The sequence below is a fragment of the Pseudoalteromonas sp. APM04 genome (genome assembly GCF_022809815.1).
GTDB lineage: Bacteria > Pseudomonadota > Gammaproteobacteria > Enterobacterales > Alteromonadaceae > Pseudoalteromonas > Pseudoalteromonas marina.
The window spans coordinates 536121-562807 of the sequence record NZ_CP094442.1 but is presented as its reverse complement, the minus strand read 5'-3'; the positions used below and the strand labels follow the sequence as shown (position 1 = coordinate 562807).

24 protein-coding genes are annotated in these 26687 nt (G+C 38.9%); 15 read left to right on the top strand and 9 right to left on the bottom strand.

Annotated features, from left to right (window positions below; all coding sequences use genetic code 11):
* The first annotated feature begins 69 nt into the window (after positions 1 to 69).
* The gene (locus tag MTP24_RS18400) at positions 70 to 486 is read left to right on the top strand and encodes an MAPEG family protein (RefSeq protein WP_006791688.1); all 417 of its coding nucleotides are present in this window, start codon (positions 70 to 72) and stop codon (positions 484 to 486) included.
* 52 nt (positions 487 to 538) lie between these two features.
* Here the strand turns inward: MTP24_RS18400 and MTP24_RS18395 are convergent, their stop codons facing one another.
* The gene (locus MTP24_RS18395) at positions 539 to 1288 is read right to left on the bottom strand and encodes a peptidylprolyl isomerase (RefSeq protein WP_243534013.1); all 750 of its coding nucleotides are present in this window, start codon (positions 1286 to 1288) and stop codon (positions 539 to 541) included.
* Between the two features lie 221 nt (positions 1289 to 1509).
* Between MTP24_RS18395 and MTP24_RS18390 the strand changes: the two genes are divergently transcribed.
* Positions 1510 to 1680, top strand: a complete 171-nt coding sequence (locus MTP24_RS18390; RefSeq protein WP_243534011.1) for a hypothetical protein — start codon at positions 1510 to 1512, stop codon at positions 1678 to 1680.
* A 92-nt stretch (positions 1681 to 1772) separates the two neighbouring features.
* Complete coding sequence (gene ushA / locus MTP24_RS18385; protein ID WP_243534009.1) at positions 1773 to 3398, top strand: bifunctional UDP-sugar hydrolase/5'-nucleotidase UshA; 1626 nt, start codon at positions 1773 to 1775, stop codon at positions 3396 to 3398.
* A gap of 26 nt (positions 3399 to 3424) precedes the next feature.
* Here the strand turns inward: ushA and MTP24_RS18380 are convergent, their stop codons facing one another.
* On the bottom strand, positions 3425 to 4369 hold the full coding sequence (locus MTP24_RS18380; protein WP_243534006.1) for a hypothetical protein: 945 nt from the start codon (positions 4367 to 4369) through the stop codon (positions 3425 to 3427).
* The gene (locus MTP24_RS18375; RefSeq protein ID WP_243534004.1) at positions 4362 to 5258 is read right to left on the bottom strand and encodes a hypothetical protein; all 897 of its coding nucleotides are present in this window, start codon (positions 5256 to 5258) and stop codon (positions 4362 to 4364) included. Before MTP24_RS18375 ends, MTP24_RS18380 begins: the two co-directional genes overlap by 8 nt.
* Positions 5259 to 5477: 219 nt before the next feature.
* On the opposite strand from MTP24_RS18375, the gene MTP24_RS18370 reads away from it, so the two are divergent.
* Positions 5478 to 6329, top strand: a complete 852-nt coding sequence (locus MTP24_RS18370; RefSeq protein WP_243534002.1) for a S1/P1 nuclease — start codon at positions 5478 to 5480, stop codon at positions 6327 to 6329.
* A gap of 303 nt (positions 6330 to 6632) precedes the next feature.
* A complete protein-coding gene (locus tag MTP24_RS18365) occupies positions 6633 to 9752 on the top strand; it encodes a TonB-dependent receptor (protein ID WP_243534000.1) in 3120 nt (1039 codons plus the stop codon).
* 54 nt (positions 9753 to 9806) lie between these two features.
* Here the strand turns inward: MTP24_RS18365 and MTP24_RS18360 are convergent, their stop codons facing one another.
* Entirely contained in the window at positions 9807 to 10238 is a 432-nt protein-coding gene (locus MTP24_RS18360) for a MarR family transcriptional regulator (RefSeq protein ID WP_033024862.1), read from the bottom strand.
* A 144-nt stretch (positions 10239 to 10382) separates the two neighbouring features.
* Here MTP24_RS18360 and hmgA point away from each other — a divergent pair, with 144 nt between their 5' ends.
* Together hmgA and maiA are read left to right on the top strand one after the other, a co-directional pair.
* Positions 10383 to 11684: a homogentisate 1,2-dioxygenase gene (gene hmgA, locus MTP24_RS18355; protein WP_243533999.1), complete on the top strand. Its 1302-nt coding sequence runs from the start codon at positions 10383 to 10385 to the stop codon at positions 11682 to 11684.
* A gap of 2 nt (positions 11685 to 11686) precedes the next feature.
* Positions 11687 to 12313, top strand: coding sequence for a maleylacetoacetate isomerase (gene maiA / locus MTP24_RS18350; RefSeq protein WP_010556737.1), 627 nt, complete (start codon positions 11687 to 11689; stop codon positions 12311 to 12313).
* A 12-nt stretch (positions 12314 to 12325) separates the two neighbouring features.
* Here maiA and MTP24_RS18345 read toward each other — a convergent pair whose 3' ends face one another.
* Positions 12326 to 12559: a TIGR02647 family protein gene (locus MTP24_RS18345; RefSeq protein WP_006791677.1), complete on the bottom strand. Its 234-nt coding sequence runs from the start codon at positions 12557 to 12559 to the stop codon at positions 12326 to 12328.
* Between the two features lie 106 nt (positions 12560 to 12665).
* Here MTP24_RS18345 and MTP24_RS18340 point away from each other — a divergent pair, with 106 nt between their 5' ends.
* Positions 12666 to 12968, top strand: a complete 303-nt coding sequence (locus MTP24_RS18340) for a DUF1496 domain-containing protein (protein ID WP_058429781.1) — start codon at positions 12666 to 12668, stop codon at positions 12966 to 12968.
* Positions 12969 to 13022: 54 nt separating this feature from the next.
* Positions 13023 to 13331: a VF530 family protein gene (locus MTP24_RS18335; protein WP_243533997.1), complete on the top strand. Its 309-nt coding sequence runs from the start codon at positions 13023 to 13025 to the stop codon at positions 13329 to 13331.
* A gap of 48 nt (positions 13332 to 13379) precedes the next feature.
* Here MTP24_RS18335 and MTP24_RS18330 read toward each other — a convergent pair whose 3' ends face one another.
* Positions 13380 to 14999, bottom strand: coding sequence for a diacylglycerol kinase family protein (locus MTP24_RS18330; RefSeq protein WP_243533995.1), 1620 nt, complete (start codon positions 14997 to 14999; stop codon positions 13380 to 13382).
* Positions 15000 to 15508: 509 nt separating this feature from the next.
* Between MTP24_RS18330 and MTP24_RS18325 the strand changes: the two genes are divergently transcribed.
* From MTP24_RS18325 to MTP24_RS18300, 6 genes are all read left to right on the top strand, one after another.
* Entirely contained in the window at positions 15509 to 16033 is a 525-nt protein-coding gene (locus MTP24_RS18325; RefSeq protein WP_006791673.1) for a sigma-70 family RNA polymerase sigma factor, read from the top strand.
* The gene (locus MTP24_RS18320) at positions 16030 to 16713 is read left to right on the top strand and encodes an anti-sigma factor (protein ID WP_058429783.1); all 684 of its coding nucleotides are present in this window, start codon (positions 16030 to 16032) and stop codon (positions 16711 to 16713) included. The genes MTP24_RS18325 and MTP24_RS18320 overlap by 4 nt, the downstream gene beginning before the upstream one ends.
* 126 nt (positions 16714 to 16839) lie before the next feature.
* Positions 16840 to 18432, top strand: a complete 1593-nt coding sequence (locus tag MTP24_RS18315; RefSeq protein WP_243533993.1) for a DUF4331 domain-containing protein — start codon at positions 16840 to 16842, stop codon at positions 18430 to 18432.
* An 11-nt stretch (positions 18433 to 18443) separates the two neighbouring features.
* Entirely contained in the window at positions 18444 to 18947 is a 504-nt protein-coding gene (locus MTP24_RS18310; protein ID WP_243533991.1) for an Ig-like domain-containing protein, read from the top strand.
* 42 nt (positions 18948 to 18989) lie between these two features.
* A complete protein-coding gene (locus MTP24_RS18305) occupies positions 18990 to 19997 on the top strand; it encodes a tetratricopeptide repeat protein (RefSeq protein WP_039037616.1) in 1008 nt (335 codons plus the stop codon).
* A 5-nt stretch (positions 19998 to 20002) separates the two neighbouring features.
* The gene (locus MTP24_RS18300; RefSeq protein WP_243533989.1) at positions 20003 to 21103 is read left to right on the top strand and encodes a HupE/UreJ family protein; all 1101 of its coding nucleotides are present in this window, start codon (positions 20003 to 20005) and stop codon (positions 21101 to 21103) included.
* A gap of 275 nt (positions 21104 to 21378) precedes the next feature.
* On the opposite strand, the gene MTP24_RS18295 is transcribed toward MTP24_RS18300, so the two are convergent.
* The 3 genes from MTP24_RS18295 to MTP24_RS18285 form a co-directional block, all read right to left on the bottom strand.
* Complete coding sequence (locus MTP24_RS18295) at positions 21379 to 21993, bottom strand: TetR/AcrR family transcriptional regulator (protein WP_243533987.1); 615 nt, start codon at positions 21991 to 21993, stop codon at positions 21379 to 21381.
* Between the two features lie 149 nt (positions 21994 to 22142).
* Entirely contained in the window at positions 22143 to 23549 is a 1407-nt protein-coding gene (locus tag MTP24_RS18290) for an efflux transporter outer membrane subunit (protein WP_243533985.1), read from the bottom strand.
* Positions 23549 to 26680: an efflux RND transporter permease subunit gene (locus tag MTP24_RS18285; RefSeq protein WP_243533983.1), complete on the bottom strand. Its 3132-nt coding sequence runs from the start codon at positions 26678 to 26680 to the stop codon at positions 23549 to 23551. Before MTP24_RS18285 ends, MTP24_RS18290 begins: the two co-directional genes overlap by 1 nt.
* Between the last annotated feature and the right edge of the window lie 7 nt (positions 26681 to 26687).

Sequence of the window (26687 nt, the reverse complement as noted above, 5' to 3'; positions counted from 1 at the left end):
AACGCTTTTTTGTGTAACACATTGTGAAAAATGTCTGCATACTGACTAAAACAATAACAAGGAACTACAATGGAAAAAATAATAATACTTGCCATGTTTGTGCAAGTCACCCTGTCTTTGGCTGTAATGATTATTATGGGGAGAAGACGCTTTGCAGCAGCTAAAAATAAACAGTTAAACTTAAACGACTTTGCAACGATGCGATTAGATAACGCAGGTGACCATGTAAGGGTTGCGGATAGAAACTTTACTAACCAGTTTGAAATACCCGTTTTATTTTACGCCGGTTGCTTGTTAGCTTTGCAATTAAACAGTGCAAGCGTTGTGGTTGCAATTTTGGCCTGCGTATTTGTAATAACACGCATATTACATAGCATTATTCATTTAGGATCAAATAACGTAAGAGCTCGATTTAACGTGTTTTTAATTGGCTGCGTGTCTGTATTTGCGATGTGGCTTGCGATGATTTGGCGGCTATTTATTTAATATAGGGCGCAGCTATATAATAGCTGCGCTGTTTATATTGCTCTGAATGAGGTTACTTCTTCTTTTTAAGGCGTGGAACAGCTAGTAAAAAAGCACTCAGTAACCATATTAGCGCTCCCCCCGAACTTCCATCTGAGCTACCAGAGTTATCCGCGTCAATCAGTGTATTTTCAACAACGGTCAATCCGGCTGCCGAATTAGGATCGTCGTCTAATATAGTAACGCTCTGGATTGTCACTAAATTAGCACTACTAATAGACACATCACTGCTCGCACATTGCTCTGTTGTTATATCGACTACTGGTGTTTCACCGCAATGAACAAGGGCCGCAATTTTATCAAGCGTTTCCTGACTTTCTGCTGTGATTTGTCCAAACACTGTAAACCCACCATTTTGCGTATCAAGTGCCGCACTTCCCCCACTGTTATTAGCCATATTAAAAAACCACTGGCTAGTAGCACTATTAGGGTTGCCGCCTAACTTAGCCATGGCAATAGTACCTTTAACATTAGAAAATACAGGTTCATTGATAACAGCAGGTTTAGTTGTTATTGGGTCAAGTGTGTCTGAAAATGTAAAACCACCGCCTTGAATTACAAAATTGTCTATTGAACGATGAATAACTGTTTCATTGTATGAGTCATCTTGCACATAACTTAAAAAGTTTTCTACGGTTTTTGGTGTTTGCTGGTCAAATAAATTAATCTCAATTGTGCCTTGGCTAGTTTGCATTTCGACTATGGTTGCATGGCTAGCAAAGCTTAATGAAGCGAGCAATGAACACAGTAAACGTTTTTTCATGTTAGATCCTATTATTATAGTTATTTAAAAATAAGTTTTGTTTAGGTTAATGCTACACACTAAGAAAATCGATAGCATTAAGATAGTTGATACAAATTAGACCGTTCTGGTAACATTTCAATTACACAATATTGATTTATATTTTCTATGAATATGTAAACCGAGTAAATGTTTAACTTTGCTCATTGTTAATTATTAAATAACAGAGATAACGGATACACATGACACACACACCACACACAATTTGCGACTTTGGCCTACACAAAGGCGAAGCATACACCAAACTCCCAGCAAGCTTTTTAAATTGGATGGTTACTACAAAACACGAAAAGTCACATTACGCTAGCCAAGAACTCAAACGCAGGGAAAATGCGGCTACGAGTCGTAATTAGCCAAAAATATAAATATCTGCCTTTTTTATATTTCAAACTAGTTTAAACTAGCCACCTACAACATTAAGTACAACTTAATACACAGGTATTTTATGCGCATAATTTTTATTTTTTCGATCATTTTTGGTGTACTGGGATGCACATCTGCCACAACTAATGAAAAAACATCTTCTACACAATACTTAACCGTTCTTCATACTAACGATAACCATGGTCGCTTTTGGCATAACGAAAAAGGCGAATACGGTATGGCTGCTCGCAAAACACTACTGGATCAATTACGTAGTGAAGCGAAAATAAAAGGTCATGCAGTTTTACTGCTATCAGGTGGCGACATAAATACAGGTATACCAGAATCTGATTTACAGCATGCAGAGCCTGACTTTAAAGGGATGTCTTTACTCGGCTACGATGCAATGGCATTAGGTAATCATGAATTTGATAATCCACTAAGTGTTTTAGCCAAGCAACAAAACTGGGCTAATTTCCCTCTTTTATCGGCTAATATAGTGGAAAAGTCGACAGGTAACAACGCTTTTGACGCCTATAAGATATTTGAAAAAAATGGCTTAACTATTGCCGTGATAGGTTTAACTACAACCGATACAGCAAAAATAGGAAACCCTCAGTACATTGGTCACTTAGAATTTAAAGACCCTGTTCCAGTAACAGCCAACCTAGCTAAAGAGATAAAAGCAAAATACAACCCAGACATTACTATTGCTGTTACTCACATGGGCCATTTTATTGATGCTAAACATGGCATAAACGCACCGGGGGATGTAACACTTGCTCGCTCATTGCCTGCTAATACGCTTGATATGATCATAGGTGGCCACTCACAAGAGCCTGTGTGTATGGCATCAGAAAATGTAAACGATGATAGTTTTAAACCTGGCTTAGCTTGTAATCCTGATCAGCAAAATGGCACGTGGATAATGCAAGCCCACGAGTGGGGAAAGTACGTTGGTAAGGCTGAGTTCAAATTAGAAAATGGTGAATTGAGCCTACTTGATTATAAATTAATGCCAGTTAATTTATATGTAGAAAAAACACAAGCTGACGGCACATTAAAAGAGGTACTTGCGAACGAATATATTAAGCCAGACCCGTCATTAAAAGCGTTTTTAGCTAAATACCAAGCGATTGGTGCTAAACAAATTGAGGGGACTATTGGCTCTGTTGATGCAAGATTAGAAGGTGATAGAAACAAAGTACGCTATCAACAAACAAACCTTGCTCGCGTTATCATCCAAGCACAAATGAATGTAGTAGGTGCAGATTTTGGGTTGATCAGTGGCGGTGGTATTCGCAGCTCAATTGATGCTGGTGAAATAAGCTATAAAGACATATTAAAAGTTCACCCTTTTAAAAACCGTATAACGTATATGGATTGGCAAGGTGCTGAACTATGGGACTACTTAAATACAGTAACAAGCTTCCCGGCAGACGCTGGTGCTTACTTGCAATATCACAAGCTTTCGTTTGACCGCAAAAATGGTAAGCTTACAAACGTATTTATTAACGGTAAACCGTTCGATAAAAGTAAAACATACCGCATGAGTTTAAATAGCTATAACGCATCGGGCGGTGATGGTTACCCAACTATAAATACGCTAAAAGGTTTTGTTAGCACTGACGAAACTGACGCCCAAGCACTTAAAACATTTATATCGCAACATAGTCCAATAAAAGCGGCTGAGTTTGCTCCTAAATAAACACGGTTAATAATAGGGAAGTAATATTACTTCCCTATTATTTCAACATTTCCCTTTGCAATATTTATGAGCCCGTAGCTGTGCAGACGAGAGCGAGAGCCTTCTCCATATGCTTTTGGAGGGTAATAAATCTCTTTTTCCTCAGGATATTCATTCAAAACGTCGTCAAGCGAAGCCCTTATTTCACTCAACGTTTTTTCAAGGCTATTATTGAAGTTCGGCCGTTTCCTTATCGTGTGCCCTAGTTCTGTTAAACGGTAAAAATACTTGTTGGCAAGTTCAATAAGCTCATCGGGTACATTTTTATTATGATTTAAAATGACATCACTATTAGCTGAACAATATTCAACAAGGGCTAGGTAAAAACACAATGGTTTATTAGCTAATTGAACGCTGTGCTCTTTATTATAACTATGTGAAAGTGTTTTATTGCGTAAATCAATTATGACCGCCAAAGGCATTGGCATTGATGCAACGGAGTTAATACTCTTGTTTAAGCTTACATTGTTTTTCTTACTGTCTACCACTTTTAACCACACAGCAACAAAGAGACTGATAAGTAAAAAAAACAAAAAAAAGATTTTATTACTAGGTGTCAAGTAATGCTCATCTACACTAAAAATAATATTCACAGGGCCTTCACTCGTCGCTAAGCTACTGATAAATTGCTTTGCCTTTAAATCGCTGTGAGCAATCTCGCCTGTACTGATATCGATGACACGCAAGTTACTCATTCTTAGATAACTATTTAGTGAGTCAATATAGCCAACTAAAGCATCTTTATTACCTGCATGCTTATACAGTTCATTTGGCAAATCGAGTAATGGTAAATCTAGTGCAATTTGTTTTTCAATTTGAAACTTTTGCTGCTCGCTAACACGCTCTGTTTTATTAATCATAGATATATAAAACACTAAAGAAAGCATTAAAAAAATACACGAAGACACTGCAGAAAATTTAAGCCTACTCATTATTTTCACCTATCTTAAAAACAGCTGTATTATTCTCACATTGCCAAAAGGGCAAAACATTTTGATAATAATGAAGTTCTTGGTCTTTAGACATAGCCATTAGATGTTCTTGAACAGCACACAACAAATCTGTGTTGTTTTGTTGCATTTTCAAGTACCAACGTGTGCCTGTTATGTTATTGCTTAATGGGGTGATATAGTTTTTCGAGAAACGGTCTTTATCGTTTTCTTTCCAAAACGACGCAATAATATCTACTTTACCGTTGGCTAATAAATCTCGTAGTTCATTATGAGAACTTGCGTACAAAATATTTAAATTTGCAATATTTATATCGAGATCTTTAAAGACCTGTTTTGGAAGAATATGCCCAGAGCGACTTGTTGGGTAATCAAGCAGTCCTATTTTTTTGTCTAAAAAATAAGATTTTGAAATAATTGGCTTTTCTTTTGAAGATATAAAAAATGCAGTGTAATCAGAAAAACCAACAACGGGCATATAATTATAGGTAGATTCAGCTTTAAAAGCCGCCATAATGTTGTTTTTTGCGAGTATCAGGTCTGCAATTCCTTTACCTACAAACTCTAAACTGTTTGATGTATTATACCCCCAATACCCAACAACCACTCCGTACTGTTTAGCAACGACATTATCACCACACAACTTCTGTGTAAGTTGCACTGCAATATTTTTAGAGGGTGTGAATACAATAAGCTCACTATCGTTTGCGGTCGCTGTTGTACGACATGTTGTTGATGTTTCAATAAGTACAGGAAAAGCGAGTTCATCGTCATTTACAATTAATTGACCACACACCCAAGCAAAAACTATTACCATAAACAAAAATGTAACAATTGAAGTTTTTTGCAATACCGTATTTTTAATATTCAAGCTAAAGACATCCTAAAATACATTACTTATTCATTTGAACAATTTTAATTACTTATTACAACAAGTAATTTTACCTATAGATGCTAAGGCACTGATTTATAATAAATATGAATAAGAAATTATGAATTTTATTGAGTCCTTCCTAATTTCAACAAAAGTAAGGACAATTGACCTTATTACAACGCAGCAACACCACTCCAAATTAATTAGGGAACCTTAATGCGTATCAATGTAAAATATTCGATAACGTCAGCGCTTTTAATAGGTGCCATTTTTACAAGTAGCGATTCACTTGCTTGGGGCCAAAACGGTCACCGGGTTGTAGGTAAAATTGCTGAATCTCATATAACAGACACCACAAAGTCAGCTATTAAACCATTCTTAGCGGGTGAATCACTTGCACAGGTTTCAACTTGGCCTGACGAGATGCGCTCAAACCCGGGGAAATTTTGGCAAAAGCAATCTTCTCGTTGGCACTACATTAATGCCGCACCTAACAAGTCCTTCACAATCAATCACGACCATACAAACAACAAAGAGTCGGTTAGCAATATTCTAGAAGGCATCCACTATTCTATAAAAATACTCAAAGATAAAAACAGCAGCCTAGATGCAAAGCAATTTAGTTTACGTTTTTTAGTTCACTTGGTTGGTGATAGCCATCAACCTTTCCATGCAGGAAGAAGCGAAGATAGAGGCGGAAACCGTATTAGAGTGTCGTTTTTTGGTCAAGATACAAACTTACACAGCTTGTGGGATACTAAATTAGTTGAAAACGAAAACTTATCATTTACTGAGTACGCGCAGTTTATAAATACTAATAACAGTGAACTAATTGCAGAATATTTAGAAAGTACACCAACTACTTGGATTGAAGAATCTCATAATTTAGCAAATGCACTTTATAAATCTACAAATGAAGAAGTTGGCTACAGCTATGTTTATAAAAATACACCTATCGTAAAAACACGTCTGCTACAAGCAGGTGTTCGATTGGCTGGTTTGTTAAACGCTATGTTTGACCCTTCTGCTAAAGAGCTAGAAACAGCGTTAAAAAAAGTATCTATGTAATTTGTGACACATAAAACCTACACACGGGGATTTTTTGTAAAAGCTTGTTTTACATTTCACAAGTTTGTCATAAAACATCGGTAGTATGAGCTCGCTAATAGAGTGATTACTCAAAAAAAGGTAAAAAATAGTCAAAATTTGTACTATTTATTAAAAAAACATTGCAGTTGTATTTTATTTGTAACAAACAATTGGGGTATAATAGCGATGGTTTTTAAAATATAAACCTGCATTTAGTTTATTTTTTGAAAACCAAAAAATAAAAATATAAAAATTTAATTATTAACTACACGGGAAAATTAAATGAAAACTCAAATACGCAAAACGGCCCTGTCACTTGCTATCGCAGCATGTGTTGGTGTTAGTGGCGCTGCAATTGCAAATGAAACAACATCTGCAATTAAAGGTCAAATCACTGGTCCTAACGGCAACCCTGCTGCTGGCACTAAAATTACAATTTTACACGTTCCTTCAGGCTCAGTTAAAACAACTGAAACTAATGATGCTGGTTACTTTACAGCTAAAGGCCTGCGTGTTGGTGGTCCATACAGAGTAGTTGTAGATTCTGACACTTATGCAGACCAAGAGTTCAATAACATTATTCTTAACATTGGTAACGATTACCCGGTAAATGCTTCTTTAGAGAATATCTCTAACATCGAGCAAATTGTAGTTACGGGTGCTCCTATCAGTGCAATGTCTGGTGGTACAGGTCCTGCGTCTACTTTTACGCTAACGGATCTTGAAAACCAACCAGCTATCAACCGTGATTTAAAAGACATCATCCGTATTGACCCACGTATCACAATTGATGATAGCCGTGGTTCAATCAACTGTGGTGGTGGTAACCCACGTTACAACAGCTTAACGCTTGACGGCGTTCGCATGAACGATAACTTCGGCTTAAGCTCAAACGGTTACCCTACTATCCGTGCCCCTTTCTCTTTCGACTCTATTGAACAAGTTTCAGCTGAACTAGCACCTTTTGACGTTCAATACGGTGGCTTTACATCGTGTAACATTAACGCTGTAACTAAATCTGGTGGCAACGACGTTCACGGTGGTGTTTTCTTCGATTACACAAACGATTCAATGAAAGGCGACGAAATTGAAGGTAATGAAGTTGATAACGGTAACTACACTGAAAAACGTTACGGTTTCAACGTAGGCCTTCCGCTTGTTGAAGATACATTATTCTTGTTCACTTCATACGAAAAACTTGAAGGTGTTCGCCAGTTTAATTACGACGGCCTTAGCAGTGGTAGTGTTACAGCTGATGACGTATCTCGCATTCAGAGTATTTCTCAATCAGTTTACGGCTACGATGCAGGCGGTATGCCATCAAGCATGCCTGTTGAAGATGAAAAAATCTTAGTAAAACTAGATTGGAACATCAACGAAGATCACCGTGCAAACTTAATTTATAACTACAACGACGGTAACACAATTTCTCAGTCTGATACTGGTTCTAGCCGCGTTTCTTTATCAAACCACTTCTACAATCAAAGTGCTGAGTTTACATCAATCATTGGTTCTGTATATTCTGATTGGTCAGACGATTTTTCTACTGAAATTCGTTTAGGTAAATCAGAGCTAGATGCAACGGTTCAGTCATTAGATGCTGCAAGCAGCTTTGGTGAAATGCAAATCCGCACTGATAATGGCGGTACGGTTTACATTGGTCCAGATGATTCTCGTCAATCAAACGATCTAGATTACGACACAACTACATTTAAAGTTGCTGGTACTTATTACTTAGATCAACACACAATTACTGCTGGTTACGAGTTTGAAGAGCTATCTGTTTTTAACTTGTTCGTACAGCATACAGAAGGTGAGTGGCGCTTTGACTCAATTGACGACTTTGAAGCAGGTCAAGCAGCGCGTATCTACTACAACAATGCTGCAGGTACTAATAACCCGAATGATGCGGCTGCAAGCTTTAAATATGCGCAGCATACATTCTATGTCCAAGATGAATACGCATTCACTGACTTAGATGCAACCATTCAGTTTGGTTTACGTTACGACAAGTACACAAGTGATGACGTTCCTAACTTTAACCAAAACTTCACTAACCGTTACGGTTTCAGCAACCAGTCTACATTCGACGGTATTGACTTACTGCAACCACGTGTTGGCTTCCAATGGTATGCAACTGACGAACTTGAAGTTCGTGCTGGCTTAGGCTTGTTCTCTGGTGGTAACCCGAACGTATGGCTATCTAATTCGTATTCTAACGACGGTATTACAAACATTAGTACGCAGTTCCGTGGTGTAGATTTATTTAACACAGCTAACGTAAACGGCGGTACTCCTGGTTTTGACGTACCTCAAGAAATGTTCGATATTGTTGCAAACACTGAAATTGGTGTAGGCGATGCAACTGTTAATGCTGTAGACCCTGATTTTGAAATTCCTTCAGAGTGGAAATATTCACTTGGTGCTACATACACAACTGAAGACGAATACGTAATCTCTGTAGATTACTTATACTCGAAGAAAAAAGACGCTGCATTAATGCGTGATATCGCACTTCAAGATAGCGGTGAAACTACGTTTGATGGTCGCCCAATTTACGAGTCTATCGAAGGCCGTGGTAACGAATATTTATTAACTAATGTTAGTGGCGATAGCGGCGATTCTTCAGTTATCTCTGCAGCAGTTAGCAAAATGTTTGATAACGGCGTTAACTTCAGTTTTGGTTATGCATACACAGATGCAGACGATGTAAACCCAATGACTAGCTCTGTAGCCGGTTCTAACTATGGTAACATCGCGCTTACTAATCCAGGTAACCCAGGTGTTGCGTCTTCAGATTATGAAATTCCGCATCGTTTTACTATGACGCTTGGTTACAAACATGAGTTTGTAGATGGCTTTGAAACACGCTTTAACCTTTACGGTGAAGCATACAAAGGCCTACCTTACAGCTTCACGTTTGACGGAAGTGACCGTAATGTATGGGGCGATAACAACTGGAATGGTAACCGTCAGTTATTATACGTTCCACTTGAAAACGATCCTAACGTTGTATACGACATGTCTGCAGCTGAAATCAATGAGTTCAACGACTTCATTGCTTCTGAAGGGCTTAAACGTGGTGAAATCGCAGGTCGTAACCAACAAAATGCTGACTGGTTTGTTAAGTTTAACTTTAAAGTTACACAAGAATTACCAGGCTTTATGGAAGGTCATAAAGGTGAAGCATTCTTTGTAATCGACAACCTTACAAACATGCTAAATGATGACTGGGGCGTTCTTAAGAAAGGTCCTTTCGTAGGTGCAAGCATGATCTCAACATCTTTAGATGACCAAGGTCGTTACGTTTACTCAGGCTTTAACGGCAATAACGCTAATACTTCAGTACAAACTGGTGCTTCAGTATGGGAAATGCGTGTAGGTGTACGTTACACTTTCTAATCTAAATTGTCAGATTAGTTAAAATTATAAAAGCCCATCATTTGATGGGCTTTTTTATGCCTGTAATTTATTTTTTAGCTTATTAAGTACACTTATTAATAAACCTTGTTCATGTGTGTTTAACGAAGCCAATAGTTCTTTTTCCCACTTTAACGCCTCGGGTACTATTTTTTTATACATATCTTTTCCAGCTTCACTTAATGAAAGTATGGCTGCGCGCTTATCCTCTGAATTAATTTGAGTCATTAGCAACTTTTTTTCTACTAATATTTTTATTGCACGCGACACGGTCGATTTATCCATATTTGCCTGCGTACATAAATTTTTGGCATTACTTTGACCAAATTGCGCTAAATTCGCCAAAATTCGCCATTGAGGTATCGTTAAGTCAAATTTGCTCTGGTATACCTTAGCAAGGTCATTACTTACCAAACTTGCTACATTAATTAGTTGATATGCTAAAAAAGTGTCTAAATCCAGTTTCATTGTTATCCCGTTAAATAGGTTTACTAGCTGTTCATTTATATTTACATACACATTCATTGAGCAATTTGAAATTACTCTCACTTGAGAGTATCTTAACTTAAATAAATAAAACATAAAACTAGCCTTCTCTCACAGGAGTCAGTAATGGCAGAACAGTTAAAGTACATGACCGGTTTTGGTAATGAATTTGAAACCGAAGCGCTACCCGGTGCCTTGCCTATAGGGCAATTTACTCCTCAAAAAGTTAAGTACGATCTTTACACTGAACAATTTAGCTCTACAGCATTTACCGCGCCTAGAGCAGCTAACCGCAGAACATGGCTGTATCGGTTACGCCCTTCGGTAGTGCAAGGTGATTACACCGCTGTTGATAACGGCTTGATTCGAACTGCACCTATAACTGAAGCCGTAACACCTCCGACTATGCTTCGCTGGAACCCCGTTGAAATTCCTACAAAGCCAACTGATTTTCTAGATGGACTCATAACAATGGCTGCTAACGGCAGTGCTAATGGGCAATCTGGCATCGGTATTCATGTTTATGTTGCTAACAAGTCTATGGTCGATCGCTACTTTTACAACGCTGACGGTGAAATGCTATTTGTACCCCAACAAGGCGAGCTACTCCTGCATACAGAATGCGGTAAGCTCTGTGTAAAACCAGGTGAAGTTGCAGTCATACCCCGAGGAATGAAGTTTTCTGTTGATTTAATACAATCAACGGCCCGTGGTTATATATGCGAAAACTATGGTCATGCTTTGGAGCTTGCAGAGCGAGGCCCGGTTGGTGCAAACGGCTATGCCAACGACCGTGACTTTCAATACCCAGTTGCAGCTTTTGAAGATAAAGAAGGTGATTTTGAACTGGTGTCAAAATTTAATGGTAACTTATTCAGCTGTGAGATTAAGCATTCCCCTTTCGATGTTGTTGCATGGACAGGTAATAGCGCCCCTTATAAATACGATTTATCGCGATTTAATGTAATGAATACAGTAAGCTTTGACCATCCGGATCCTTCTATATTTACCGTTTTAACCTCGCCATCAGCTACTGAAGGGATGGCTAATGTTGATTTTGTCATTTTTCCACCGCGTTGGATGGTTGCTGAAAACACGTTTCGTCCGCCCTACTATCATCGTAATATCATGAGTGAATTTATGGGGTTAATTGAAGGTGTATATGATGCAAAAGAGCATGGCTTTGTGCCAGGTGGCGCAAGTTTACATAATTGTATGTCTCCGCATGGACCTGAAGCGGATGTATTTGAAAAAGCATCTAATGCGGAACTGGTTCCACAAAAATACGAAAATACCTTAGCGTTTATGTTTGAATCCCGTTATGTCATTTCACCGACTAAATACGCATTAGAAGGTAAAGAACGTCAACCAAATTACACAGATTGTTGGCGAACAATTAAAAAACACTATTCAGGCAACAAGGATTAATTATGAAGCTTTACAGTTATTTTCGATCATCAGCTGCATACCGAGTGCGTATTGCGTTAAACCTAAAAAAAATTGACCATGAGTTGGCAATTGTAAATCTTTTAAAATCAGAGCAGCTTGAGGAAGGTTACCTAACACTAAACCCACAAGGGCTTTTACCAGCCCTTGAAACAGATGAAGGTGTACTTGGTCAATCATTAGCTATTTTAGAATGGCTTGATGAAACATACCCACAGTCACCATTAATTAGCGGCTCTGCTTGGCAAAAAGCCCAAATAAGAAACTTAAGTTTTGCAATAGCGTGTGATATTCACCCAGTGAATAATTTGCGAGTACTTAAGTATTTGTCGAATGAATTAAAAGTAGACGATGATGCTAAAAACACCTGGTACAAACATTGGGTTGAAGTAGGTTTTGATAAAATAGAAATACTACTTGGAGACGACGATTACTGTGTTGGAAACAAGCCAAGCCTTGCTGATGTTTGCTTGGTTCCTCAGGTATTTAATGCTATTCGTTTTAATGTGGATATGAGTCGTTATCCAAAAATTGCAGCCATTTATGAACGATGTAATAAATTAGCTGCGTTTAATGATGCCGCACCGCAAAATCAACCCGATGCGACCTAAATACTGCTGAGCTTAACTTTTGAGCGCGCTATGAATAATCGTAACGTGCTCAATTAAATCTAAACCCAAATCCGTTAAGTAACCGCCATCAGGGCTATCTATAACGCCTTTATCAAATAATCGTTGTGCTGCTTCTATCAAGCTTGCTTCTGCGTCAGAATGTAATTTGATACCCTGCATTTTGCTATCAAGCGGAAACTTTGCAAGTAATGTGAATTCATCTATCATCAGCTGGTTAAATTTCATGTGTGTGTACCTTTTATTGTTCTGTTTATTTTTTAGTGTGTAATATTACACTAGCATGTTTTTTAGCATTACGTACTATTTTTAAAGTCAATTTTAGGAGAATGTTATGCGCGCATTAATAATTCTATCCGCCTGTTTTTTAAGCTTATCACTCTCGTTATTTTGTAATGCCGAGCCGCATAACAGCCGCACTTTTGTGAACGCAAGTCAGTTAACTCAGCACCAAACAATGTGTTGGTACGACGACAAACGCTATAGTGAAGGCGCATTAATTAGCGTTGATACGTTCAATTTACTGTGCGGTGCCAAAAACCCCAACCAAACCAATAGCGCATTAATGTGGCTTAAGCTCAATGAGCAAGGGAAAGTTATTTACCCAAATCGACCTAAAAAGATTACAGTGAAATAGCCTGCTTATTGTATTTAAGCTACAATAAGCATAGTTTAAATAAGCAGTATGGCTATGGATAATCAACCTAAAAACCCACTACATGGGATCACACTAGAACAAATATTGGTCGAGTTAGAGCAGAGACTTGGCTGGAAAACGCTGGGCGAACAAGTAAAAATTAAGTGCTTTACGGATGCACCAAGCATAAAATCTAGCTTAAAATTTTTACGTAAAACCCCTTGGGCCAGAGACAAAGTTGAAGCGTTATATATTCATACAATAAATAACAAACCACTTCGTAAACCTAAAAGTGCGCCTCGTAAAACAACAAACAAGGCTCCAGATACAACTGACTTTATTTGGCCATCAATAAAAAAGTAAAAATATAAAGAAAGGCGCAGTTTATTGCGCCTTTATATTTTAGTTTCGCTAAATTTCTTTACTGATCACGTTAAGCGATGCTGGCAGTATTTCAATCACAAGCCTATTAGCCGTTTTCACCTCGCCATCAATGACATACTTAATCCCATTACCTGAAGATATTTCGACTTTTTTAGCATTTGTGTGTTGAGAGTTAATGGCTAAATGACTTTGCGTTATACTGCTAAACATAAGCTCGGCAATACTCAGTACCGTTGTGGAATTTTCTTTATTGGGTATAAGCCAATTTATATCAAGTAGCCCATCGCTATGATTAGGCTGCCCTCCCCCTTGAGCAAGTAGCGTTGTAAACGGTGCTGCATTAGCAACAACAAAGCTGCTTGTTGTGATCACCATTGGGTCGTTATCGTCCAATTTAACGTTGAGCTGTTGCGATTTTTGTTCAGAAAACGCCTGAAAAAATCCTGTTAAGTAAGCGAGTTGCCCAAATTTATTTTTAAATTCGCGGTCAGCTTTTTCAATCATTGCATGTTCAAAACCTATCCCGGCTAAAAGTAGCATTAAATCGTCATTACAATATGCCGTATCTATTAACGTAGATTGACCATCAATAATTAAATCACACGCTTGCTCTACAGGTATAAATTTTGAACTTATTCCCATTAAAACGTGAGCTAGCGCATTAGCAGTCCCGAGCGGAATAATACCTAACTTACAGGGTGTATTAACTAATACGTTCGCAACTTCCGCTACTGTTCCATCGCCACCGCAAGCAATAACAATATCAGGATTTTCACCAAGCGCTTGTTTGGCAAGCTCTAAACCATTAATGTCTGGGCTTGTGGTCATTACGGTTAAATCGTAATAAGTTGACAAGCGTGCAATGATAAATTGCTCTTTTTCTTGCCATATTTTTGTACCCGACACGGGATTTGCAATTAAAAATGCACGATTTTTAATTACTAATTCGCCACTTTTATGTCGCTTTGCTAGGTGGCGCAGTTGGCGTTTATTTAGATTAGCGGTTTCACGTGTTTCTTTAATTTGGGCAAGCACATCATGCACATCGGCATGTTTATTTTGACTAAGTAAGTAAGCAGCCATTACAAACACTGAACGTCCGCGGCCCAACGCACAATGCACAACCACTTTATTGTTTTTTTGGATTTGATGATGAATCCAATTTATTGCTTGGTTAAGCTGAGAGTGTGTTGGCACGCTATGATCAAGTACTGGAATATTTAAGTAGTTAATACGCTCTTGTGTCGAGCTCCACTCTAAACCGTCAAACTCACAAGTAACATCTAATATAGCGGTAATATTATTGCTTTTTAACGTGTCTATATCCGAGGGAAATAAGCGGCATGCTAAAAAAAGGTTATCGTTAATTTGCTGAATTGGTGGTACTTTATCATGCTTACGCGACCACGCGTTGTACACTTGCGCCCCCAATAAAAAAGGAATAAACGCCCAGCGTATGTAAAATGGAATAACGCCGTTTTCTCGCTTTCTGAAAATTTTACCTATATTAAAAATGTATGCCCCACTGACCAATGACAGTGATAACGCGGTCCAGTAAAAAAATAACGAAAAATAAATTGAATGTATTTCCCAGCCTATAAAAATAAGTACACATGCTAATACCAAATAACTAATTGCAGCCCACATAAAATCTCCATTTATATTTATTGCTATTTATTAATTAACAAACAGCTTTTATAACTGTATTTGCAATTTACAAGCCACAAAATGGTAAAGCGTACGGCACCACTTTTCCACTTATGTTATTGATATTTAATATCTATTTAAATACCGTATTTATTGGTTTGTATGGACTTTGCTCTTTTTACACAATTAGTGTGTTAATTTTTCATACGTATCACAGTAGAAACTCACTAAGTCTTAGCTCCATATTAGTAAATCTGACTCACCAAGCTAATTTATTTTAAGTGTAACTTAGCGTGGCGACTCTGCTATAAACAAAAATCGGCTCAACCATTACAGATGCTTTTCTCTAATATAGTTTTTGAACTCACAGAATTATACCTAATAATAAACACAGATAGTCATTGCAAAAAAGAGCGAAAAGTATACTGTTGCAAGCTACTTAACTTTTTTGCATCCAAGTTCTAGCCTCAACCGTTTTTAAAAAGAGAATAAAAATAAATAGGATATTTATGGAAAACGATAATTTACTGTCTCTGTTATACGATACATCACAGGGTGATAAGCATGCATTTTCAACCTTGTATCAACAAACAAGTGGAAAGCTTTTTGCCATTAGCTTAAATATGCTTTCTAACAGAGCACACGCCGAAGAAGTGTTGCAAGACGCATTCATTAAAATATGGCATAACGCCTCAGAATACAATGCTTCTAAAGGCACTGTCATAAGCTGGATGATAAGTATAGTAAGGTATAGAAGTCTGGATGCGTTGCGTTACAACAAAGTAAGAAAAGAGCAAACAATGGGAGATGATGACTTTGATATTCAGAGCGTCGATGTCAACTATGACGAAAATACTAAATTAGTAAACTGTATAGAGCAGCTTGAACCCCAGCAAAAGCAGGCCATTCATTTAGCTTACTATAAGGGGCTTAGTCACAGCGAGCTAGTAGACCATATAGAGTCGCCATTAGGCACAGTTAAAAGCTGGATCAGACGCGGGCTTACACAACTTCAGAGGTGTTTAACATTATGAATTATACAAAACCCGAGCTGTTAGACGCGCTAGCAGGACAATATGTACTTGGCACACTCAAGGGGCTGGCACGAAAACGTTTTCAGCGCTTGTTACTTAGCTCAAGCAAAGCACGTGAGGCAATTTTTATGTGGGAGCAAAACCTTAATAATCTAGCAAGTGCAATTACACCACAAGCACCTAGCGATTCTGTTTGGGAAAACATTTTGCAAGGTATTGAGTCAAAAACAGTGCCTAGTCAAACAGTGGTGCAAACTAAGCCGTCGATTTGGCAGACATGGTCGTTTATAGCCACCGCCGCGTGTATTGTGTTGGCATTTTTAGTCATTCAACCGGCCAAAGAAGTGACGCAATATCAGCAAATTGCACTCGTGCAAAACCAAGATAAACAGTCTTTATGGTTTATTGAAGTAAACGAAGATGCATTAACTATTAAAGCCAGTAGTCAATTAGTTGCCCAAAGAGATAAAGATTATCAACTATGGATGATCTTAAAAGGGCAAGATTTACCTGTTTCGTTGGGTATATTACCTAAACAAGGCGGTAAATTTTTGCTAAAAGATAAACGCTTTAACGCTGACGATATCTCACTACTAGCAGTCAGTTTAGAGCCTTTAGGTGGTTCGCCAAACGGCTTACCTACCGAGGTACTTTATACAACCGAACTCGTGCTTCTTTAATCCCTTGTATGGCTGCTTATATAAGCAGCCATTTTTTATTTAAATAAAATTTAACTTTTTTGCATCCAATCTAAATTCCCCCCCGTTATTAGCTATGACTTCTATTTAAAACTAAAGGAAAAAGTCATGAAAGCTTTAACACCATCAATACTCGCAGTAGTAATATGCAGCACTTTTATTAGCGCACCAAGTAACGCATCAAGTCACCGAGAAGCGCCAAATATTAGTCGCTTTCCGACCTTAGATTCTACCGATTTTTATGTATTTAATAGCTATGAACAAGGAAAAGAAGAGTACGTCACACTAATCGCAAACTATATTCCATTACAGGATGCCTACGGCGGCCCTAATTATTTTGCAATGGACCCAGATGCAACTTACAGCATACACATAGATAACGATGGCGATGCCGTTGAAGACATTACTTTTGCATTTGATTTTCAAAGCATGCTACCAAACGATAATCAAGGTGTGCAATTAGCTGTAGGCCCAGAAGGCAACCAGCGTACTGTTTCTGTACCACTCAAAAATGTGGGTGGTGTATCAGCCGGTGATAATAGCGCAACTAACTTCAGTGAATCATATACTCTGAGTATGATTAATGGGCCGCAGCGCACAGGTGTTGCAACCTCATTAAATAATACCACTACGGGCACATCTACATTCAGTAAGCCACTTGATTATATTGGTAATAAAACATTTACCTCTAAAGCTGACTATCAAACTTACGCAGATCAATTTGTATATAATGTGTCAATCCCGGGTTGTGAAAGCATGGCACAAGTATTTGTTGGCCAAAGAAAAGATGCGTTTGTCGTTAACCTTGGTAAAACGTTCGATTTAGTAAACTACGTACCGGTAGAGGGCGACAGCGCTCCGGGTGCTGGTGACGCAGGTGGCTTCCCTGGAGGCATTACCCAATCGGCTGACAATGACGATCTTGCAGATAAAAACGTGACATCAATTGCTATTGAAGTACCAAAAAGCTGTATTGTAGGCGAAGGTAATGGCGTTATTGGTTCGTGGACCACTGCAAGTTTACCACAAGCTCGCATACTAAACCCGAATGCTAAATTTGCTAATAATGCAGTTAATGGTGGTGCACTTACTCAAGTATCGCGTTTGGGTAATCCACTTGTTAATGAGCTTGTTATCGGCATAAAGGATAAGGATACTTTCTCTACAGCACATCCCAAAGACGATGGACAGTTTTTAGATTATGTATCTCATCCAGCCCTTCCTGAACTTTTAAATATTTTATTCAAGGATGCTGTTAATACGACACTTGGCGCTAACCTCGAAACATTAGCCCCAACAAACTTTCCTCGTACCGATTTAATTACTGCATTTTTAACTGGTTTTGCTGGTGTTAATCAACAAGCAACCGTCACTCCCTCTGAAATGCTTCGTTTAAACACAAACATCGCGGCAACAGCGCAAAGTGAGCAGTCTGCATTTGGTGTTGCAGGAAACGATTTAGCTGGCTTTCCAAACGGCCGACGCCCTGGCGATGATGTTGTTGATATTGCTCTGCGCGTAGTCATGGGTCGTTTATGTCATCCTATTCCTGTTGCAGGCGAAGATACTGACCTAGGCTTATGTACTCCCGAAGATGCAAGCGTTGGTACAGTACCATTTACCGATGGCGCACCTGTTGATGCAACAATGATCGACTCAACCTTTCCGTACTTAGCTACCCCACTTGCGGGCTCTAAATAAGGAGTAAACTTATGCAACACTTAAAAATAACGCATATAGGTATTCTGCTTAGCGCATTAATACTGGGAGCGTGTAGTAATGATGACGACAATAAAAAGCCGTTGCCTGTGGTTAATACAGCGCCTTCAGTTAGCGACATCATGTTAACAACGCAAACGGAGGTAAATATTACCGACTCACTTACAGCCACAGATAAAGAAGGTGATTCACTTACTTATTCATTGGTCAGTGAGCCTTCATTAGGCATGGTAAATATTGACGCTGATGGCAACTTTACTTACACACCAAATAAAGAGGTTACGGGCACAGATAGCTTTACTTTTGGCGTATCTGATGGCGTTAACAGCCAAGTAAGTGCAATGGTTAATATCACTATTGAAGCTTTGCAAGTCGACTTTGCTCAGTTTACTAGCGATGCATTTAACCAAGCACCGAATGCAGAGCCACTCTCTGTAAATGGAAGAGAGTTTACAAATAAAGACACAGATATTAATAATTTAATTAGTAATCAGTAAATAAGCTGACTGGCCATGGATGGCTATTTTAAGGATACAAATATGAAATCACCTCTAGTAAACCTGATGATTACATTAAGCTTAGTGTGCTCATTTGAGCTTTTTGCAGCGGCTTATACACCTAATGACAACGACGTAATAGCAGTCACTAAATCGGATTTAACTGCCTCACTATCGATAAATGAAATAGAAAATCTAGTCAATAAAAGTCAATTCGTTGGACAAACGGAGCATATGCAAGGAGTACTCAAAAACAGGCTCGCAGAAATATACTTAAATGAGCCAACGCCACAGGTAGGCTATTTATATGCACGCGTTTTACAAAAAGAGCATTTGTTTAATGATGCGATAAACATTGCTAATAGTGTTTTAAAAATAACGCCTGATCACAGCAACACTCATCTATTGCTGGCTAATTTGTACATGACACAAGGCCAGTTTGAACTTGCTAAACAGCATTGCTTAGCACTAATAACAAGGGTAAGCACATTAACGGCCAGTACTTGTGTACTAGACGTGCAAAGTCAGCACGGTAATTTATTAAGAAGTTATCAATCTTTAGTAAAGCTAACGAACAATAAGCCTATTGGACTCAATACAAAACATGTCCTAGCTGAAATGAGCTTTAGATTACAAAACTACACAAACGCATTAAAGCACCTTGAAAATATAAATTTAGTAAACTCTCCAGTAAGCCTAATTGCTTTATGGGCAGACATACAACTGGGCTTAAACAAGCCACAGCAAGTGATAACCAAATTAAGTAATTTATTAAAAGAATCGCACGATCTAGAAGATGCGCTTTTGCTGCGCTTAGCCATCGCAGAAAAAAAACTAAACACAACACAATACAAATGGCAAAACGCCATGAAGCAACGAGTAAAGCTCAGAGAAATTCGCCACGACAGCTTTCACGCAAGTGACCTCGCCAACTATTATATTCACGTGCAGCCAAACAAATCTAAAGCCTTGTATTGGGCCAATATTAACTGGCAACAAGCTAAAATGAATATCGACCAAGCGCTGATTGTTCAAGCAAAAAGGATGTGAATGTTATGAGAATATTAAAACGCGTATTTTCTATTATGTTGTTAAGCTTATTATTTTCAACAGCAGCTTTTGCGCACCAGTTAAGCACCGGCTACATTACGCTCAATAGCAACAATACAGCTCAATACAGCGGCAATTGGGAAATCAATGTTGCAGATTTAGAGCACGTTATAGCACTCGACTTAGACCAAAATGCCAACATTACCTGGTCTGAAATAAAAGCAAAACGCGACTCAATTAATGCATTTATAAAAAACAATCTTATCGCAGAACAAAACGAACAAACTTGCGCACTCACTGTAAATAACAATTACCAGCTAAGTGAGCACTTTAATCAGCCTTACTTGGTATTACCTGTGTCATTTTCGTGTTTAACAAATAACGAGATTACGCTTAAGTATTCAGCCTTTTTTCAAGATGACGCAAATCACAAGGTCATTGTTAATGTGAATAACATAGCACGTGTGTTTAGTATAAATGAGCCTAGCCAAACCTTTAATACTAAGCAGTCGAGCTATTTAGATACCTTTACAGAATATGTGTATCAGGGCGTATTACACATTTGGATAGGCATCGATCATATTTTATTTTTAATTGCGCTATTACTAACTTGTGTTTTAACCCGTGATAAAAACACCTGGCAGCCCATTAGCTCTAAAAAACACATTATCAAACACACTGCATGGATTGTTACAGCATTTACGCTTGCTCATTCTATAACGCTTACAACAACAGCGCTTGATTTAATATCTCTCAATACTCGCTGGGTTGAACTAATTATTGCAATTTCTGTATTGTTTGCAGCCCTTAATAATGTTTGGCCCGTTGTTTTGCGTTTAGGCTGGCTGACATTTGCTTTTGGGTTACTTCACGGAATGGGATTTGCGAGTGTACTTGGTGAATTAGGTTTGTCGAGTAACTATCAATTAATGAGCATATTGGCATTTAATTTAGGGGTAGAGATAGGCCAACTTAGTATTTTATTAGTAGCGTTGCCTTTATTAATTGCATTTAGAAAAACCGCTTGGTATATAAAATGGTTAATGCCTGCAGGGTCTATAGGTATTGCCGTTGTGGCTCTAAACTGGTCTATTGAACGCTTTTGAACATAATTATACCCATTCGCCTAATTAAGTAATCTATTTTGAAAATGGAAAAACGTCTTGATAGCTAGGAAAAAAATTCGCTATTTAGTTGTTATCGGCAATAGCTCTGCATTCATGCAGTCGTAAATGAGAGTTTTTTAACGTAAATAGCGAGGCGTTTAGCCCCACAAAATGATTAAGTATTATTGCGGCTTGGTATTACTTTAAAAGCTTGTTAATACTATAAACCCGCTAATATAGCGGGCATATAGTTTATGCATTTTAATGGCACTATTTTAATCTTTAAACGGCATTAACAACGTTTTCATTGCCGGGCGAAGCGCAATTAAAACTGTCTCTTCGGTAAGTTCGGGGTAAAGCACTTTTCGCAAAAGTAAGCCTGCCATTACTGAAAAAATAACATTAATACGGCTTTCTAGCTCTACCTCATCTATGTCTTTTATGACACTGCGTTCACTTATTAGCAACTGGCGCATTCTATTTCGCGCTTGCGTGTCGGCATCACGTAATAGTTTAGCTACCTTTACGTTTCTACCAGCTTCAGCGAGCATTTCTAAATCAACCGCACATTCACCGGTATCCATATGCCTTTGAACGCCGATATTTAAACCGTTCAATAATACTGTGAGCGTATCTTCTGGTTGCCCTTCAAAATGCTCAAATATAGAAAACATTTCTTCCATATCTTTTTCAATAATACTTTCTATAATGGCTTCTTTACTTTCAAAGTAGTTATAAATATGCCCGGCACTCATTCCCGCTGTTCTGGATATTTCAGCCATACCTGCAGCATGAAAGCCTTTACGACGAAAGCATTCAGCCGCCGCAGTTAAAACCTGATCACGACGCGCTTTGGCTATCGCTGGATCTGTCTGTCTTTTAGTTTTCATACAAAGCTCCACTGCCAAGTGATTAGACTCGACAATAAGGCAAATACTTAATCATTTTGAAATACGCCTTTCACTCATAAATAAGTATTTAGCCCTATATAAATCTAGTTAATTAGCTGCAAAAAGGTGTTTACAGCTAAAACCCTTACTTAGTTGGTTTGATCGCTTTTCCCCCAGCCACCGCCCACTACTTTATACAGGCTAATTTGGCTAGCTAACAAAGCCTGTTGACCCAAAATTTGCTGTTGCTGTGCACTGTACCAGCTGCGTTGTGCATCAAGGACTTGTAAATAGCTATCAACACCTTTATCGTAACGCGCCTTTGATAGCGAAAACGTAGACTCTCGGCTTTGTAGTAACATATCAAGTGCACTTAATTGCGCTTGATAGCCTTCGTTGTCTGCTAACGCATCGGCGACTTCGCGAAATGCTTGCTGAATTTTTTGCTGATAAGTAACTACAGCAATTTGTTGGTCGGCCTTAGCAACATCTAGCTGAGCTTGGTTTCTGCCCATATTAAAAATAGGTAAAGTAACTGATGGAATAAAACTCCACGTACCCGAACCTGCATCAAATAAATCACTTAAATCGTTAGAGGCAGTACCCGCATTAGCCGTTAAGCTAATACTGGGGTAAAAAGCAGCACGCGCTACACCAATGTTGGCATTAGCAGCCAATAACTGATGTTCTGCTGCTTTAATATCTGGGCGTTGAGTTAATAAATCAGAAGGTAAACCAACCGGTATTTTAGGCAACGCCAATAACGAGTCCAGCACCTTATTTGGCAGAAGTTCAGGGCTTACTGGTTTTCCTACTAATAAATCAAGTGCGTTTTTATCGCGCTTTAATAAACGTTTATACGTTGCAATATCAACCTTTGCGCTGGCAACGGTACTTTTCAGTTGCTCTAACGTAATTTTAGATGCTGCGCCTAAATCAAAACTTTTTTGAGTAAGCCCAAGCGACGCTTGTTGCGATTTTAACGTTTCCTCAGCAAGCCCAAGTAACTGTTGATCGGTTGCATAATTAAGCCACGCATTAGCCAGCTCTGCTACCAGCGACACTTGCGTGCTGTATTGAGTAAGCTCAGTAGAGTATAAATTTTGCAGCGCTTGTTGAGTTTGGTTACGAACCTTACCCCATATATCTAATTCGTAAGAGGTAATACCTACAGTAGCACTGTATTGCGAGCTTATAGTGGCCTCATTAGTACTTGTTAAACTGGCAGGCAGACGCTGGCGAGTGCCCGAACCATTAACATTTAAGGACGGATACAATACTGAGTTTTCTATTTGATACAACCCACGTACCCGCTGCACATTGAGCATCGCAATTTGCAGATCTTTGTTATGCTCAAGGCTTTGACCTATAAGCACCTGTAATTTTTTATCGCTAAAAAACTGCTGCCACTTTAATGTGTTAACTGTGGCTTGCTCTGTTTGAACTGAATACGTTTCGGGTACTGGCAACGCCAAATTTTGCTGTTCAGGTGCCAACTGGCATCCACTTAAAGCAGCCAACGTAAGCACACTCAACGAAAAGGTTTTTATATGCATTATGCTGTCTCCTCGTTAGTACTTTTTTCTTTTGCAGGGAATACAAGGCGTACTAATACAAAAAACAGCGGCACAAAAACAACAACCAAAATAGAAGATGCGAGTGTTCCACCAATAATTGAAATGCCTAATGCGTTTTGCGCACCAGAGCCTGCACTTGATGCAATAGCGAGTGGAATAACACCACAAATAAAGGCCATTGAAGTCATTAAAATTGGGCGTAAACGCAGCCTTACTGCAGCCACAGCCGCTTCAACTAAATCAAGCCCTTCGTCCATTTTATGGATAGCAAATTCCACAATTAATATGGCATTTTTAGACGCTAACCCTATCGTAGTTAATAAGCCCACTTGCAGGTAAATATCGTTTGATAATCCGCTACCCAATGCAGCCATAGCAGCACCAAATATACCTAACGGAACAATCATCATAACCGCAAACGGTACCGACCAACTTTCATATAGAGCCGCTAAACATAAAAATACAAATAACAACGACAAACCATACAATAAAGGTGCTTGGCCGCTGCTAGAGCGTTCTTGAAATGAAATACCGGTCCATTCAGACGAAATACCATTTGGCAGTTGTTTTACCAAGCGCTCCATTTCATCCATTGCTTGTCCTGTGCTGTAACCAGGTGCAGCGGTTCCTTGTATTTCCATTGCTGAAAAGCCATTGTAACGCTCTAAACGCGGCGAACCATAAGTCCAATAGGCCGTTGCAAAGGCAGAAAACGGAACCATATCACCCTCATTATTACGTACATACCACTTATTTAAATCTTCAGGCACCATTCGAGATTCAGCATCGCCTTGCATATATACTTTTTTAACACGCCCACGGTCAATGAAGTCATTTACATAACTACTACCCCAAGCCGTAGCAAGGGTGTTATTAATATCGGTTTGCGACACCCCCAATGCTTGTGCTTTAGCTAAATCGGTATCGAGTTGTATTTCTGGCATATCTTCTTGACCATTAGGGCGTACACCAGCCAATATCGGGCTTTGGCTTGCTAAACCTAATAACTGATTACGTGCTGCTAAAAGCGCATCGTGGCCCAAACCTACACGGTCTTGTAAAAATATATTAAAACCATTTGCTGTTCCCAGTTCTACAATTGCTGGTGGTGGAAAAGCAAACACAAACGCTTCTTTAATACTTGAAAAGTACCCCATAGCTTTACCTGCTACACCTTGCACAGATAAATCATCACGTTGGCGTTCATCCCAATGCTTAAGATTAACAAACCCTATTGCTGAGTTTTGGCCAGAACCTGCAAAGCTAAACCCGGTAACAGTAAAAATACCGTTTACTGCTTCAGATTGTTCGTTCAAGTAGTGGTTTTCTACTTTTTTAACCACTTCAAGTGTTTGCTCGGTTGTAGAACCCGCAGGTAACGAAACTTGGTTAAATAATATGCCTTGGTCTTCATCTGGTAAAAATGCTGTTGGTAAATTTGAAAAAACATAAGCCATTCCACCTACAATTAAAAAGTATATAACAAGGTAGCGTTTAGCATGTTTGATCATACGGCTCACAAAGCTTTGCGCACCCGAGTTTGTTTTGTCGAACCCGCGGTTAAACCCTGTAAAAAATTTACCAAATAACGACTTATCATTATGAACATGGCTAGGCTTCAAAAGCGTTGCACACAGTGCCGGCGTAAGTATAAGCGCCACAAGTACCGATAAACCCATAGCAGAAACAAGGGTAATTGAGAACTGACGATAGATTATGCCCGTCGAGCCGCTAAAAAAGGCCATCGGAATAAATACAGCAGAAAGCACCATTGCAATACCAACAAGCGCGCCTTTAATTTCGTCCATTGATTTGCGGGTTGCATCAAGCGCTGAGAGTTTTTCTTCGGTCATCAATCGCTCTACGTTTTCTACAACAACAATGGCATCATCAACTAGTAAACCGATGGCAAGCACCATGGCAAACATGGTCAATGTATTAATTGAGTAACCAAAAGTGTATAAAATACCAAACGTACCCAGCAATACCACTGGCACTGCAATTGTTGGAATAAGCGTTGCTCTAAAGTTTTGTAAAAACAAGTACATAACAACAAACACCAACACAACCGCTTCTATAAGCGTATGAATTACTTTTTCAATTGAAAGCGCCACAAATGGTGTAGTGTCGTAAGGCACAACCGCTTCAAGTCCCTCAGGAAAAAATGGCTCTAATTCAGCAATGGCATCTTTTACACCCTGCGCAGTATCAAGCGCGTTGGCGCCACTGGCCAATTTAATCCCTAAGCCAGAAGCTGGTTTTCCGTCATAACGCGCGACAACCCGGTAGCTTTCTCCACCTAGCTCAACACGGGCAACATCACTCAACTTTACAAAAGAGCCATCTGCATTGGTTTTAACTAAAATATCTCTAAATTGCTCAGGAGTTTGTAAGCGGCTTTGCGCGGTCACAGTCGCGTTGAGTTGCTGTCCCGCAACTGCAGGCATAGCACCTAATTGCCCAGCCGACACTTGTGCATTTTGAGCACTGATAGATGCACTTATATCTGCAGGCGTTAATTTATAGTTTTGAAGCTTAGCCGGATCTAACCAAATACGCATTGCATACTGCGAGCCAAATAACTGTACTTCACCCACACCTTCAACACGCGAAACAATATCTTGCACGTTTGATGACACATAGTCGCCAATATCAATGTTGGTCATGCTGCCGTCTTTAGACATAAACGCATAAACCATCAAAAAGTTACGGGCTGACTTTGCAACCACAACACCTTGCCTTTGCACGGCTTCAGGTAATAGTGGCGTTGCAGTAGCTAACTTGTTTTGTACTTGAACCTGAGCAATATCAGGGTCGGTTTCAGCGCTAAACGACAGTGTGAGCGTTGCTGAACCGCTAGACTCTGACGTTGACGACATGTATAACAAGCCATCTAAGCCTTTCATTTTTTGCTCTATAACTTGTGTAACAGTATCTTCAAGCGTACGCGCCGATGCACCTGGGTAGTTAGCCGTAATACTTATTGCTGGCGGCGCTATAGACGGATACTGCGCAATAGGTAAACTTTTAATTGCTAATATACCTGCTAGCATCACTACTATGGCAAGTACCCAAGCAAATATAGGTCTATCGATAAAAAATCGTGACATGTAAACT